The organism is Rhodopirellula bahusiensis (assembly GCF_002727185.1).
In the GTDB taxonomy this organism is placed as follows: Bacteria; Planctomycetota; Planctomycetia; order Pirellulales; family Pirellulaceae; genus Rhodopirellula; species Rhodopirellula bahusiensis.
On record NZ_NIZW01000013.1, the window covers coordinates 20,530 to 35,356 of the forward strand.

Genomic DNA, 14,827 nt, shown 5'->3' on the forward strand with positions numbered 1-14,827 from the left:
TCGACTCCCTCGGTGCTTCTGTGCCTTGCGGAGTCGGGTCGCATTTCCTTCTGCCCCGACTGACTCTCTTCATGTCTTCGCCCGATCGAATCGATGCCTCAACGGCGCCCCAGGACGCCATCGGTATCTACCGACTGAGTGAGACTGGAAGGTTGATCGATGCCAGCGATCGACTGCTGCAAATCTTCGTCGTCGAATCGATCAACGGTTTTCAGGCATCGCACCAGGATTCAAAATCAGCCGGGACTCAGATCGTCCCTTGGCATTCGCCCCAAAGCAAAACAGGGCAGATGCTCACCGATTACTTCTCGCGAAATTTGCCGGTCAGTCAGTGTCGCACCGACGTCGAGATTGATGGGCAAACCCGAACGCTGATCGAAACGTTGGTGCCGATCCGCAACGCGAATGGACATCTAGAGCAGTGGTTGGGAACGGTCCAAGATGTCACCGCGATCCAAGCACGAAACGCGGCCATGGTGCAAACGGCAACGACGCTCGCGAAAGCAAAGGAAACGCAGCTCGGTGAATTGTGTGACCAAGTTCGCTGGGCGCTCGATCGAGTTCGCGATTCCATCCGGTCCGGCGACTCCGCCTGCATGACGAACGCTTTGTGCGACACGATTGAGCACCTCGTGGATCTGGAATCCGAAACCAATGCGGAAATTGATGTTGTTTCCGAACCCGAATTGCAAGCGTTGAAAGACAGGCGTCAAGGTTTCCGGCTGTGCGAATTGGTGGAAGACCTTGCCGAGTCGGCCGCCTCTGAAATTCATCGTGCCGGGCGTCGGATCACAGTCCAAATCGATCATGCGTTGCCCGCCGTGGTTCGCGGCAACTTGCAAGCCATCCATTGCGTTCTGGCTAACCTGCTTCACCATGCCGCTTCGCATTCCGATTGGGGCGACGTCAAGCTGAACGTTTCCAAGAACGGGAGCCGAACCAAGTTTGCGATCCGCGTGACGGGGCATTCTCTTTCCGATCAGTCCGCCGAGGGAAAACGCTTCGAACCAGATCAGTATCCGTCGGAATGGAAGATCGCGTCTCGTTATGCCCAACGTTTGCACAGTTCACTGACACCTCGCATTTTATCATCGGGTTGTTTAGAAGTCGCGTTTAACACGGCGCTCGTCGAAGACACTGATTTGCAGTCCAGCCAGCATCCAGAATTGGTCTTGGGCGAACACACCCGTGTGTTGATCGTGACCGCTCACACCGCAACGCGAGACGCGCTGACCGAGATCCTGGCGGGTTGGAAAATCGCTTCTTCCAGCTGCGATGAATTGGATGTTGCTCTGCAGCGAATGCGAATCAACCAAAAGATGGGCCGGAGCTTCGATGCCATTCTGATCGACGAAGCCATCTTTGCAACACGGCAAACGTTGTCGAAAGAAACGCTGGAGTGCCTCGCGACGTCCGCGAACATTCGAATTCAGTCGAGGGGCACGACTTGCCAGTCCAACTTTCATCATCGTTTGCGTGCTCCCGATTGGGTTTGGACGGTTTCGGAGCCCATTCGCCAAGGCTGTCTTCGCAACGCTTTGATTGGAGCGACCCGGTCGGGCGACCCAGACGATTCGAGTTCGTGCCACCAGTGTCATGCGGGCGCGTTGCACGCTCAGCCCGAAGAAGCTCCAGTCATGGTGTCGCAAATCGAACCGCCCAGGGACGCGTCCTTCGGAGAGGTCAATGATCGCGGGAGCGTTGACAATTCGCAATTGATCGAATCCTCGAAGCTGCTGAGCAAAGAAGCGTTGCTGGAGGAATGCGGCGGCGACCAAGACCTATTCGCGGTCGTGATGGAAGTCATGTCGTCGTCCATGCCAGTGCGTTTGAATGAGATGCAAACCGCTGCCAAACGAGGCGACATGGAATCAGTCCGCAGGCTTGCGCACCAAATGTCGGGAGCCGCGAAAGATCATTCGTTGACGGCGGTCGCCGAATTGACAACGGAGTTGACTGCCCATGCGACATCGAAGGATTCGGATCGTGTGCAGACCTGTGTCTCGGCGTTGTCAGTGCGAGTCGAACAGACGATCGAAGTGATGCAGGCGATGTTGGAGGAGACGTCGTGAGTACGTTCAATTCCGACCCGATGAATGTTTTGCATCAATTGCAATCCACGGAGAATCTTGCTTTTGCCGCGATCACGGGTGCTGGCGATTCGGTGCATTCAACCGAAGCCGAATATGGCAGCGTTGAAACGCCAGCGAAGTCGCGTGTCAGTGATCGACAATCGATTTTGGTCGTGGAAGGTTGCGACGAGACTCGAGAAACCTTGACTCAGATGTTGCAGTACCGCGACTACAAAGTCTTGCCGGCCGCGAGTGGCCGAGAAGCCATTGTGATGGTCCGGCAACAACACGTGGATCTCGTGCTGTTGGACGTGGACTTGCCCGATCTGGACGGGTTCCGGACGGCTCGGTTGCTCCGCCAAATGATGGACTTGAGTCGATTGCCAATCGTGATGGCTACATCCGGCAGCGATCCAAACGAAATCGTCCGTGCGTTCGACGCTGGGGCAAACGATCATGTCTGCAAACCATTGGATCCGGCGGTCACGGTGGCTCGCATCGCCACGCAGTTGCAGCTGAAGTCCGCCTTGCAGCGTTTGCGACAAAGCGAAGAACGCTATGCACTGACGGCTCGCGGAACCAATGACGGGATGTGGGATTGGAATCTCGTGACCGGAGAGTTGTACCTGTCACCACGCTGGCGAAGCATGGTCGGGTTGGACGGAGTCGACTGGACGCCGCATGGGTCTGAGTGGATGGATTTGATTCATCACGAAGACCGTCGGCGAGTGCAGTTGGACCTGGAGGCTCACCTGTGCGGCGAAACAGATCACTTCGAAACCGAACTGCGAATGCAAGACGGCCATCAGACCTATCGATGGATGCTTTGTCGCGGCTTGGCGGTCAAAGATGCTCATGGAACGGCCTACCGAATCGCGGGTTCTCTGACTGACATCACCGAAGGCAAAGTGGCGGATGCTTTGACCGGGCTTCCCAACCGAATGCTGTTCAACGACCGAGTCCAGCGGTGCGTCGATCACCAGGCTCGCAACCCGCAGAACCGATTTGCCGTCATCTTCATGGACGTGGATGATTTCAAGTTGGTCAACGATCACTTCGGTCACGATGCGGGAGACGATTTCCTGGTCAGTATCGCATCGCGGTTGGACACGTCGCTGCGAAAGTCCGATGCCATCATTGCTCGGATGGGCGGCGACGAATTCGCGGTGTTGTTAGAAAACATCCGGCACGTCGACGAAGCCGTGGCCGTCGCGATGCGTTTGCACGACAAAATGAGGGCTCCGTTTCCGGTTGGCGACCGTGAAATTTTGACTCGGGCCAGCATGGGCATTGTGGTCTCCGAGTTTGATCCGGATTCCGACACACCCCAGGCCACCGGGGAAGAATTGCTGGTCCGGGCCGACACGGCGATGTACTTTGCGAAGAACCAGTCCGAACTGCCCTACGCAATCTTCAACGACGACATGTTGGCCGAAAACATGTTGCGTTTGGAACTGGGGTCGCAACTTCGTCATTCGCTCGAACGAGATGAGCTGACACTGCTGTACCAGCCCATGATTCAGATGTGCGATGGCACGACGGCCGGTTTTGAAGCTTTGCTGCGTTGGGAACATCCCGAGCACGGGACGGTTTCTCCCAACACCTTCATTCCGATCGCCGAATCCAATGGTTTGATCATCGAGATCGGGCGATGGGTGCTTCGCAAAGCGTGTCAACAAGCGATCCAGTGGCAGGCCGAGTATGGTCGTCCGATCATGATCAGCGTCAACGTGTCGGTGCGGCAACTTTCCTCGTCCGGATTTGTGGAAGCGGTGACGGAGACGCTGCGGGAGACCCAGTTGCAACCCGAATGCTTGAAACTGGAGGTGACCGAAAGCTTTCTGATGCAGGATCCTGAGAGCACGATCGAACTGCTGCATCAACTACGTCGCATCGGTCTGACCATCGGCATCGACGACTTTGGGACAGGATATTCCTCGCTGTCGTACCTGCACCGGATGCCGCTGGATATTTTGAAGGTCGACCGTTCGTTCGTGGAATCGATGTTCGATTCAGAAAAGAACGCGTCGCTCATTCGTTCCATTTTGGCTCTCGCGAAGAGCCTTGAACTGAACGTTGTCGCCGAAGGGGTGGAGACCCAGGCTCAGCTACAACGCTTGCAAGATCTCGGCTGCCACTTTGTGCAAGGCTTCTACTTCTCGCACCCTGTGAAGCCGGAAGCCGCAAGCGATTTGATCAATCACCGGTGGTTGTGATTGTCTTTAGAGCGGTGCCGGCAAATCGCGACGGGTGAACACGACCAACGCGATCAAATAACAAGCCAGCCCCATTCCAATCAGCAACATTGGATACCCGAGTGGTGGCAACCAACCGTCTTCAATGGGCAAGGTGATACTCCAAGGCGACCAGAGATCGCCGTCGCGGACCAATGATGTCATTCGCTGTGGTTTGTAGCAGTTGAAGAACGACATGCTCTGCAGGAACGACAACGACTCAGCTGCCTTGCCCAGTCCATACATGATCAACTGAATGACATAGACGGTCATCACCGCGCCGATGGTTCGCCAACGATACCGGTCCACGCTGCTGAAGAATGCACTCAGCCCTAGTAGGAAGAACCCGAACGCGAACAAGTGAAAGATGGACGAGGAATAGGTTCGCAGGTCCACCCGGTCGCTCATCGGGAAGGTTTGTTCGACCGGGGCATCGTTGGTCAGCGGCAATTCGAAACCCAGGAAGGGGACTCGCACCGAAGGAGGCGGAATAACTTCCGTCAACGTCGTCACGTGCACACCGATTCCCATTCCCGCCCACAAGGCCAAGCACAATGCGATCAGTCCGCCGATGCTGACGACGGCGTGAGAAAGCATGAACCGAGCGCGGCTGACTGGTTGGCTGAGCAACATCTCCAGGGTTCCGCGTCCAAGTTCACCACTGACGACGTCGCTGCCTCGAGCGATGCACCAAACCACGGTGCAAAGAATCACGATCGGTTCGTCAAACGTCATCCCCACGCGACCTGAATACGTGAACAAGGCATCGAACTCGATCGGTGCAAACTTTTCGTAGTCGCGAAACTGTTCCAGAATGGTTTGGAACTGTCCCATGTCCAGCAGCTTCACGACCCAAACACGCACCCACCCAAAACCGAACAAAGCCACCGCCAATGCCGAAAACAGCAAGCTGGATTGTCCGATGAATTTTCGGATCAGCATCCGATCCACTCCCATGTCACGCCAATGCATCATCGGGCTCCTTCGGAAATCGTTGCTTCGGAATCCTCGGAAGCTTGAGGCTGCAACGAAGGCATTTCCTCGCCCAGGTGAACCGATTGATAAATCGCGTGCAGCCCAAGTGGTTCGATTCGAACTTGTTCGATCGGTAGGTTGGCCAACCACGGAAGAACCGGGCCCAGATCGCCAGCGGTGCTGATCTGAATTCGATCGTCCGTTTGAGTGATCCCGCTGACCCAATCGGCCAGTTCGCTCGGGATCGGTAGTGGATCGGAGGACTGATCGGTGCGGCGGGCGGTCACCCGATGTCGTTGAAACAAATCCTCGAGTGCCAGCTCGTGAGCCAGTTGCCCCTTTCGAAGGAATGCCACTCGGTCGCAGGTTTGTTCGATCTCGCTGAGCACGTGCGATGAAAACATCACCGTGCGACCGGATGCTCTTTCAGAAGTGACCAAATCCAACACCGTCGCTCGGACGGTCGGATCCAAATTCGCGGTCGGTTCGTCGAGGATCAGCAACGGTGTGCGAGGTCCCAAGACGACCGCCAAAGCGAGCTTTTGACGCATGCCGGTGGACATGAACGCAACCCGGCGGGTGAGGTCCAGCTCAAGTTGGTCCGCGACCACGAATGATCGGTCTCGATCGCCGGACGGATGCATCTCAGCGAAGAATTCCAGCAAACCCTTCCCACGCATGTGTCTGGGCAATCGAGCGTCACCGGGCAAATACGAAACTTCACGACGAACCGCCACCGAATTTTCCGCCGGGTCCAATCCGGCGATGGAGCAACGTCCCGATGTCGGATACAGATAACCCAGCAATGTCCGAATCAGCGTGGTTTTTCCGGCACCGTTGGGACCCAGCAACCCGAAAACCTCGCCCCGCCGCACCTGCAACGTGCAATCCGACAGCGCCGTGAATTCGCCGTATCGCTTGGTCAGATTTTCACATCGAACCAAATCGCCTGACTCGCGGTCAGAGTTGAGTGCGTTGGACGGTTTCAAAACGGCGTTCACTGGCGACTTGTGGAAACGGTTTGGGACAACGAAACTTGGACGCTGAACGATCGAGGCATGGAATCTCAAAGGATTCTGGCAACGCATTGTCGATCACTGTCAAACAACGCTTTCCCACTCCCCGCTCGCCAACCCAACTGACTCGATAGCATGACGGATACCGCACCGCAGAACGACCCGACGACTCCGAACGCTCTTCCAAAAGGGATTCGCTTTGCCGGAGTGGCAGGCGGGATCAAAGCCAGCGGGAAACCGGACGTTTCGCTGATTGTCACGGATCGTCCAGCCGTCATGGCAGGAGTCTATACCACGAACCAAATTGTTGCGGCGCCGGTCATTTTGACTCGATCTAAAACGCCCACCGCGACCGGACGTGTCGTCGTGACCAACAGCGGCAATGCCAACGCTTGCACGGGAGACGAGGGCATGCAAAACGCGAAAGCGATGTGTGCCCTGGCGGCCGAATTGACCGGATGCGATGCCGCGGACGTGATGGTGATGAGCACGGGGGTGATCGGGCAACCGCTGCCCATGCAGAAAGTTCGAGCGGGCATTGAATCCGCCGCCGGAAAACTGGGTGATGCGGAGGCTGATTTTCTGGCCTCGGCGGATGCGATCTGTACGACGGATCAATTCCGAAAAACGGTCAGCCAAGCGGTTTCGATCCGAGGCCATGAATACTGCATCGCAGCGATGTGCAAAGGAGCGGGGATGATCGCTCCCAACATGGCGACCATGTTGGGCGTGGTGATGACAGACGCTCCAATCGGCCCGAAGGCTGCCCAGACATCGCTGAAGGAAATCGCAAATCAAACGTTCAACCGAGTCAGCGTGGACGGGCACATGAGCACCAACGACACGGTGATGTTGGTTTGCACCGGAATGTCGGAATCGGAGAACGTGCAAGAGCTGACCGTGGAGGAGTTGGCCGTTTGGCAAGAAGCCGCCACGCAGGTCGCACTGAAACTGGCGAAGATGCTGGTCGCTGATGGAGAAGGGGCGGCTCGCTTCTTCGAGGTTCGCGTATCGGGGGCGGCGAATGACGACGACGCGTTTGTGATCGCGAAAACTGTGGCGGCCAGTCCTCTGGTGAAAACCGCGATCACCGGAGGAGACCCGAACTGGGGCCGAATCGTTTCAGCCGCGGGATACGCTGGCCCCAAGATTGAACCCGAACGTACCTGCCTCGTGATCGACGGCGTGATGGTGTTCGAAAATGGAACGCCTCTTTCGATCGACGCCGCCAAGCTGAGCTCCGCGATGAAGTCGAACTCCGAAGTGCTGGCGGATTTGAAAGTGGGCGACGGTCCCGGCACGGCATCGTTCTGGGCCAGCGACTTGACCGAAGCCTACGTTCGTTTCAATTCGCTGTACACCACCTGAGTCAAACCATCAGAGTGTCGTCGGAAAGCACACTACTTTCCAAACGCCACCAATCAGCCGACGGCCGTTAGGCCCGGTTACCCCTGAAGCATTCACTACATAGCGGAATGGCGCAAGCCATCCGGTAACCCGCTCACCGGGCGGCTCGCGCCGCTCCGCTAAAAAACTACCAATCGCGAAATCCCATTCGCTTTGGGTTTCACCCGGTACCTCGCGGCATTCGTTGTTCCGAAAAGTGGCTTCAATGCGAGACCTTCGCGTTGTGTGGGCGGGGCAACTCGAAGACCTTCACGGCATGCGTTTGCAAACTTTTGTGCTGGAGCAACCCATGTCACGTTCTGTTGTCGCCGATTCCCCGCGTCTTTATAGCAATGGTCAACTTTGGCGAAACGCTCGTGGTCGCAACGCCCCGCGTCAGGCCCACCAATCAGCTGACGGCCGTTAGGCCCGGTTACCCCTGAAGCATTCACTACATAGCGGAATGGCGCAAGCCATCCGGTAACCCACTCACCGGGCGGCTCGCGCCGCTCCGCTAACAATTCACCAATCGCGAAATCCCATTTGCTCTGGGTTTCACCCGGTACCTCGCGGCATTCGTTGACCCGAAAATTGGAACCAATGCGAGACCTTCGCGTTTCTCGAACGGGGTGATTCGATAGGCGTCATCATCGGAAGTCAGCGTCACGTTGTCAGCTTTGCGAACCGGCCTGGACAAGTTCTGTTTGTTGCGTTGCACGGTAGGTCTGGTGTCGCCGCGAAAGTCGAAGCGATTGCCAGTCGTGCTGTCCAAGAAAGAGATTCAGCGAATGATGGAAGCTGCTCGCACGTTGCGTGACAAGCTGCTGCTCAGTGTGTTGTATGCAACCGGTTTGCGAGTCGCGGAGGTCGCCCGCTTGCAGTGGTCGGATTTTGATTTCGATCGCCAACAAATCCGAGTTCAACTTGGCAAAGGCAGAAAGGATCGCTACGTCATGTTGGCCGCCGATTTGTTGCCGCTGATGAGGCAGTTGTGGCGACACACCAAAGGAGTTGGCTACCTCTTTCCTTCCGAGGACGGGCGTGTCGGTCGGCATCTTTCTCCGCGGACGATCCAACGTGCAGTCAAGCAGGCTCGGATTCTGGCGGGAATTGACAAACATGCCACGCCGCACAGTTTTCGGCACAGTTTTGCAACGCACCTCATCGAATCTGGCACCGACATTCGCTTCATCCAAAAGCTGCTCGGGCACACCAATCTGGAGACCACGTCGCTGTACACGAAAGTCGCGCAAATGAAAGCGACCGCGGTCGCCAGCCCACTGGATCAATTGGCCAACGAACCGGGATCGTCGGGCGAATCTCCAGTTCGGCAACCGACGTCCCGGCCTTCGGTCGGACGAATGCGTCTCGAAGTGGATCCGCATCCCCATTCAAACGGCGGGTATGCGGTGAGGTTGGGCGTTTGGCGGGATGATCAATTGCTTCCACTGCCGGGAATGCGAGCGACGATGCCGCGCCGAGATTGGGTTTCCTTGCAAATCCCACTGCAAGACATCTGGGAGTCGACGCTGCGTTGCCTTCCCGCGGCGCAACGCGAGCGATTGGAGTCGCCCGAGTTCTTCTCGCAGGTGCAGCGAGAGGTTGCCAAGCGAATCCTGCGAATCAGAGACGCGGAACATTCTCAGACGATCAAAACCTAAGCCATTCGCGATTTTGAGTTAGGTTCTCCCCCGCAGGACGTTCGTCTTGTCTGCCACCGGGCACGTCGTGTTTGCCGCCAAATTTCAGGGGCAAAAACACGATCTTTGGCATCCGCGGACTAGGCCTGCAAGAATGAAGCCCCGCCTCCACCTCCCCGCTCGGTCGCTCGATGGTGCATACCGAGCCCCCTTCAGCTAAAATCCACACCCGTTCTCCCAATTTCCAAGCATGGACGACACCCTGTCGTCCAGAAACCCGTTGGGCGTCACAGGCTTAACAAATGGCGACCCCAATTGAGTCTCGAATCCGACTGTTTCTCGGTGACATCACGTCGCTCGACTGTGATGCGATCGTAACCGCTGCCAATGACGCGCTTTGCGGTGGTGGTGGCGTCGATGGTGCGGCACACGATGCTGCTGGGTCTGAACTCGTTCGTGCCTCGATGGCGCTCGCGCCTTGTCCCGCTGGCGAAGCCAGAATAACGGGTGGCTTCAATCTCGCTGCCAGATTTGTGATTCACGCTGTCGGGCCAATCTTTCGTGACATCGACACTGACCGCGAAACACTTGCAAACGCATACGCCTCGTCGCTTTCATTGGCTGCCGAGAACAACGCTGCCTCGATTGCGTTTCCCTGCATCTCGACTGGTGCTTTTGGATTCCCTCCTAATTCGGCCTGTGAAATTGCCATTGATACCGTAATCCAATGGCTGCGTTCCAATGATCAACCAAATTTGGTGACATTCTGCTGCTTCGAGCCGGATGACCATGGCAGATACAAGGAGCGTCTTACCGAATTGGGACTTCTCTCATAATTCATGTGACGCCCAACATGGTTTTTACGCTAGGCCTTCGGCACACCTTCGATGTTTGGCAACGATCGCTGGCCTTGGTATAATCTCTAGTAGTTCAAGCATCGTTCGCTTCGTTTTGGGCGGTGTCGTAAAAACCTTCCGTTGGGCGACACAGTGCAGACACCAGCCTACGTTTCGCTGATCCACTCAGACTTCGTGCAACTTGGCGGCGACATCGAATCCAAGCGAGAGGCGCTCGATGATCTTGGGTTGCTTCGCACTGGTTCGTGCTGGCGAATTCCATTTGCACAATCCAACTCCAATGCGTTTGAAGACCAAACTCTGATTGACTTGGTCTCGCACCTCCGCTTGCAGGGCATCGCGTTTGGTGAGGATTTCAAACAACTGTGCGCACCTGCCACCTACATGCAGGAACTACAATCGCGTGGCACATTCAACGGTGACTTCGATTCGATCGCATTCCGTGGCCCAAACGATTGGATCATCACCACTGTGTCGTAAGTGTCGCCCAACATGGTTTTTACGCTGAGGCCTTCGGCACGCCTTCCCCGTTTGGCGACACGGGCTGGCGTTGGTACAATTTCTCGTAGTTCAGGCATCGCTCGCTTCGTTTAGGGCGGTGTCGTAAAAACCTTCCGTTGTCCGCTCGATCAAAAATGAAATCGCACGCCGTATTCACACTGATATTGCTCGCAATTGTTGGTTGCTCGATCTCTGATCCACCGGCGACGTCATCTTCCGCCGCTACAGACGCGACGCCAACGTCTCCAACGGTCACTCGTGTTCTCGCCATCGCCGCGGAACAGATGGGCGTAGACCAATCCAAACTTGAGGCCAGCACGTCTTTGGCCGACTTGGGCGCCGACGAACTCGACCTCGTTGAGCTCGTAATGACGCTCGAAGAAGAGTTCGACCAGACTATCTCAGACGCGGAAATTGAACGAATGTCGGGCGGGACGGACTTAACCAAAGGGTTTGGCAAACTCACTATGGCCGACCTGGCGGCGCTTGTCGAGGATTGAGGCTCAACTGGCAGTTCATCGGCGGACAACATGGTTTTTACGCTACGCCTACGGCACACCGCTGTCGTTTGTTCAAGCTTCCCTCTGGTGGTAGAATCCTTCGTAGTTCAGGCAGCGTTCGCTTCGTTCAGGGCGGTGTCGTAAAAACCTTCCGTTATGTGCCACCGATCATGCCTGATGCTGACCCGTTCCCCAAAGTGAAGCGTGCGGTCATTCGCAGGCTCCTCGATGGTGTCGGGCCTCATGGCTTCACGCAATTGCGCACCACGACGTACTTCGTTCGTGATCGCGAAGCGATTCGCGACGTTTTCTTCTTCCAAAAAATGCGATCCAACACAATCACCATCTGCTACGGCGTGATGGCGGTTCCGGACGACGACTGGACGCCCTGTGTGCCCAATGCCCGTTGGCTGCGTGACCAAGAATCGTACCGGTGCAAATACGTGGATCACGTTGACGGGTCAATCGGTCGCGCGATTGCTGACCTCGAATCTGAGGCTTTACCGTGGTGGGACGGTTTCGTGACCGCCGACGATCTACCTCCAGCGCGTGGTGGCACATAACATGGGTTTTACGCTAGGCCTTCGGCGCACCTTGACTCGTTGGCAACGGGCCATGGCCTTGGTACAATTACTCGCAATTTAGACATCGTTCGCTTCGTTCAGGGCGGTGTCGTAAAAACCTTCCGTTGTACGACCTAGATGTTCCGCATGTCCCGGTTGCCATAAATGCCGCGGGACACCTCGATTCCGCCGTCGATCTTGCGGAAGAATATCACGTAGTTGCCTACGCTCAATGACCGACATCCTGAAACGCCAAATCCAGGCCTAGCTTCACCCGTTTCGGGTTGCGTCGCGATCGTTTCACATGTGTCACGAATCTTCCGCATCTAATTCCGAGCGGCCATTGGTTTGTCGCGAGCAATGTAATCGACGATGCCGGAAATGTCGTCGTCCGCCTCCGGTGCGTAAATGACGTTCGCCATTAAACGTTGCCGTTTTCAATTTCCTGAATTCGCTCTTCCGCTCGACGGTAAACGTCAGCAGCGGGTATGCCTTGACCAGCATCTAGTTGATCGAACCCTTTCTTGACTTCTGATCGCAACGTCTCCTTTGCTTGAAGCAAACGCAAACCCTCAGCCAGAACGTCAGATTCATTTAGAAACCGTTTCTCTGACACCATCCGCTGAACAAATGGCACTAAATCGCTCGGAATCTCTGTGGTCATATCAATCTCGACTTTCGACCGTTACGACGGGTTCGTCGGTCGTACGACATGGTTTTTACGCAAAGGCCTTCGGCACACCTTCGATGTGGTGCAGGCCACGCTCTCATTATACAATCAAATCCGATTCAAGCCACCTTCGCTTCGTTCAGGGCGGTGTCGTAAAAACCTTCCGTTGTCCGCCTCAGGTTCGATCTTTGACGCTCGCCGACGATAGTGCTCGACTGTTCCGCAACTTTCAACGCGGGTTGATGACCGAATCGGAGCTTCGCCACTCGCTCATCCAGAGCGTCATACACTACAACGATGTCGATGCTTCAATCGCTCTTGCCGACTCACTGCCCGACTGGTTTCGCGACGGTTTCCAACTTCGGCTGCGCGAACTCGCCGATGATAACTACCTCTACAATCTTCCGTGGTGCCTCGAAGACCGCAGAACCCAACCCGAACTTGACGATCGGGCTCAACTGCATCGGCCGATCCTTCGTTTGATTGTTCCGCGGATGCTGGCTCGGCTCTAGTTCGTTGCGTGGACGGCGTACAACAGGGTTTTTACGCTAGGCCTTCGGCACACCTTCGCTTGTTTGGCAACGGGCGCTCGCATTGGTACAATCTCTCGAAGTTCAGACATCGCTCGCTTCGTTTAGGGCGGTGTCGTAAAAACCTTCCGTTGTGCGACCTAGCGTATCGTGGACCCAACGCAGCTCACATTCTCTGATCGCTTCGCAATCGTAGATGCCAACTACGGACGGGAATTCGGTTGGCACGTACTATCTGACAGCGACGAGCCAATCGCCACATTAACGGACCCCCAGTTTGCAGATATGTTCTGGACTGCGTACACGTTGACTCCGGTGGACGGCCACGCGGTTACGCAATCGGAAGGTTTCTGGCATCCAGACTGTCATCGGATACGCAACCTCGGCTTCCCGAACTTTATTGTGGATACGTTTGGCCATTACGACCCCGAAACGAACCGTGTAACTATCCGCTTTGACTACATCAACGTGGATTTCACTTGGCCTGACCGTTTTCTCGCTCCCCTGTGGTTCTTGCGGCGTTGGTTCAAATAGAACACTGAACACAGCTCGACCGGTCGCAAAACATGGTTTTTACGTTAGGCCCTCGGCACACCGCTGTCGTTTGTTCATGCCTCCCGCTGGTGGTAGAATCAAGCGTAGCTCAGACATCGTTCGCTTCGTTCAGGGCGGTGTCGTAAGAACCTCCCGTTGTAGGGCACTAGCGTTTACAAATGGCGCACTACGCTGACCTCACGCCCTGTGACTATTTCACGCCCGACCACGATGGCAAGCTGATCGCGGTCGGTTGGCTCGCTCGTGGACACGACTACTCGAAGGGTGTCGTTTCCAACGATCTGTTCGCCCGCCTTCACCAGTTGCTCGTCAATCCATGGCAACCCTGTGTGGCAATGGGCGCTCACGCTTGCGACTTCCATCGTTTTACCGACGGACCCAGTCAACTCACACTCAACAACGTCACGGTGCAACTGGGCGTTTCCAATCTATTTATCCCGTCTGACAATCGACTGTTCGTCGCGCCGTCGTTAATTCTTCACTACATCGACGCCTACGAATACGCACCACCCGCAGAATTCTGCGATGCCGTGATGGCTTGCCCCGAAATGCGATCCATGGATTACCTCAAACTGATCCGCAAGACCGCTCCAACTGGACTTTTCTCTGCCAACGAGACCGTAATGTAGTGCCCCGTGCCCTCCAACATGGTTTCTACGCAAGTCCTTCGGCACACCGCTGTCGTTTGTTCAAGCCGCCAACCATTGGTACAATTTCTCTTAGTCCAGGCATCGTTCGCTTCGTTTAGGGCGGTGTCGCAAGTACCTTCCGTTGGCTGATGCAGCTCAACCGTGACCGAATCTGAGACGAAAGTAGTTCTCACTCGAAGGCGGTGGGACGCGTACATGCTTCCACTCTTTGTCGCCTCTGTGTGCATTGCAGCTTTTCTCTTTTGGCAGACGGGCAAGCTACGACTTTTTGTAGCCCCGTGCGGTGTCATCGCGCTCTGGCTGATGCTCCGTTTCAAGACGCCACCCGACGGTATGACCGTGACTACAATTCGGTCGACACCCGGGGCGGTTGTCCTACTCTGGTTCATGGCTGCAACTTTGGTCGTCGGTGCAATCGTGATCGGGATCGACGTCTACATCATTGGGCATCCGTTTCGCGCGCCGCTCGAGCCGTATCATGCTTTCTTTTACTCGCCGCCGTTTGTCATCATGTTTGCCGGGGTTTACTTTGCGGACCGACTGCAAAGATCATCGCGTTGACGTGGGAGATGGTGTTTGCCGGTGCGGGTTTCTCGTGGCGGAAAAGCTCAGGGTTCAGGCGTTGTTCACTGCGTTCAGGGGGCGTCGTAGAACGCGTTCGCTGTGCGTGTCAGGCTG

The 14,827-nt window shown here is 55.9% G+C and carries 15 protein-coding genes; 11 read left to right on the forward strand and 4 right to left on the reverse strand.

The features are described 5' to 3' along the window. Positions 1–71 precede the first annotated feature (71 nt). On the forward strand, positions 72–2,072 hold the full coding sequence (locus tag CEE69_RS17070) for an Hpt domain-containing protein (RefSeq protein ID WP_099261832.1): 2,001 nt from the start codon (positions 72–74) through the stop codon (positions 2,070–2,072). Next, a complete protein-coding gene (locus CEE69_RS17075; protein WP_099261833.1) occupies positions 2,069–4,288 on the forward strand; it encodes a putative bifunctional diguanylate cyclase/phosphodiesterase in 2,220 nt (739 codons plus the stop codon). Before CEE69_RS17070 ends, CEE69_RS17075 begins: the two co-directional genes overlap by 4 nt. A 6-nt stretch (positions 4,289–4,294) precedes the next feature. Here CEE69_RS17075 and CEE69_RS17080 read toward each other — a convergent pair whose 3' ends face one another. Beyond that, positions 4,295–5,278: an ABC transporter permease subunit gene (locus tag CEE69_RS17080; protein WP_099261971.1), complete on the reverse strand. Its 984-nt coding sequence runs from the start codon at positions 5,276–5,278 to the stop codon at positions 4,295–4,297. Further along, positions 5,278–6,282, reverse strand: coding sequence for an ABC transporter ATP-binding protein (locus tag CEE69_RS17085; protein ID WP_099261834.1), 1,005 nt, complete (start codon positions 6,280–6,282; stop codon positions 5,278–5,280). Before CEE69_RS17085 ends, CEE69_RS17080 begins: the two co-directional genes overlap by 1 nt. 150 nt (positions 6,283–6,432) lie before the next feature. Between CEE69_RS17085 and argJ the strand changes: the two genes are divergently transcribed. The 6 genes from argJ to CEE69_RS17120 all read left to right on the forward strand — a co-directional run bounded on the left by argJ (position 6,433) and on the right by CEE69_RS17120 (position 11,744). Next, complete coding sequence (gene argJ, locus CEE69_RS17090) at positions 6,433–7,665, forward strand: bifunctional glutamate N-acetyltransferase/amino-acid acetyltransferase ArgJ (RefSeq protein ID WP_099261835.1); 1,233 nt, start codon at positions 6,433–6,435, stop codon at positions 7,663–7,665. Between the two features lie 686 nt (positions 7,666–8,351). Continuing rightward, positions 8,352–9,344: a tyrosine-type recombinase/integrase gene (locus CEE69_RS17100; protein ID WP_099261837.1), complete on the forward strand. Its 993-nt coding sequence runs from the start codon at positions 8,352–8,354 to the stop codon at positions 9,342–9,344. 281 nt (positions 9,345–9,625) lie between these two features. Beyond that, a complete protein-coding gene (locus tag CEE69_RS17105) occupies positions 9,626–10,159 on the forward strand; it encodes a macro domain-containing protein (RefSeq protein ID WP_099261838.1) in 534 nt (177 codons plus the stop codon). A gap of 141 nt (positions 10,160–10,300) precedes the next feature. Continuing rightward, complete coding sequence (locus CEE69_RS17110; RefSeq protein ID WP_099261839.1) at positions 10,301–10,660, forward strand: hypothetical protein; 360 nt, start codon at positions 10,301–10,303, stop codon at positions 10,658–10,660. A gap of 290 nt (positions 10,661–10,950) precedes the next feature. After that, complete coding sequence (locus CEE69_RS33240; RefSeq protein ID WP_261341354.1) at positions 10,951–11,181, forward strand: phosphopantetheine-binding protein; 231 nt, start codon at positions 10,951–10,953, stop codon at positions 11,179–11,181. A gap of 170 nt (positions 11,182–11,351) precedes the next feature. After that, positions 11,352–11,744, forward strand: coding sequence for a hypothetical protein (locus tag CEE69_RS17120; protein ID WP_199169895.1), 393 nt, complete (start codon positions 11,352–11,354; stop codon positions 11,742–11,744). Positions 11,745–11,878: 134 nt separating this feature from the next. Here the strand turns inward: CEE69_RS17120 and CEE69_RS17125 are convergent, their stop codons facing one another. Then, positions 11,879–12,070: a type II toxin-antitoxin system RelE/ParE family toxin gene (locus tag CEE69_RS17125; RefSeq protein ID WP_099261842.1), complete on the reverse strand. Its 192-nt coding sequence runs from the start codon at positions 12,068–12,070 to the stop codon at positions 11,879–11,881. Positions 12,071–12,165: 95 nt separating this feature from the next. After that, on the reverse strand, positions 12,166–12,408 hold the full coding sequence (locus tag CEE69_RS17130) for a ribbon-helix-helix domain-containing protein (RefSeq protein ID WP_099261843.1): 243 nt from the start codon (positions 12,406–12,408) through the stop codon (positions 12,166–12,168). A 194-nt stretch (positions 12,409–12,602) separates the two neighbouring features. Here CEE69_RS17130 and CEE69_RS17135 point away from each other — a divergent pair, with 194 nt between their 5' ends. The 3 genes from CEE69_RS17135 (at position 12,603) to CEE69_RS32535 (ending at position 14,710) form a co-directional block, all read left to right on the forward strand. After that, positions 12,603–12,926, forward strand: a complete 324-nt coding sequence (locus CEE69_RS17135) for a hypothetical protein (RefSeq protein WP_099261844.1) — start codon at positions 12,603–12,605, stop codon at positions 12,924–12,926. Positions 12,927–13,657: 731 nt separating this feature from the next. Then, positions 13,658–14,128 carry a DUF7919 family protein gene (locus CEE69_RS17145; protein WP_099261846.1) on the forward strand — a complete coding sequence of 157 codons (471 nt, stop codon included), beginning with the start codon at positions 13,658–13,660 and terminating at the stop codon, positions 14,126–14,128. Positions 14,129–14,344: 216 nt separating this feature from the next. Beyond that, on the forward strand, positions 14,345–14,710 hold the full coding sequence (locus CEE69_RS32535) for a hypothetical protein (RefSeq protein ID WP_099261847.1): 366 nt from the start codon (positions 14,345–14,347) through the stop codon (positions 14,708–14,710). Positions 14,711–14,827 lie beyond the last annotated feature (117 nt).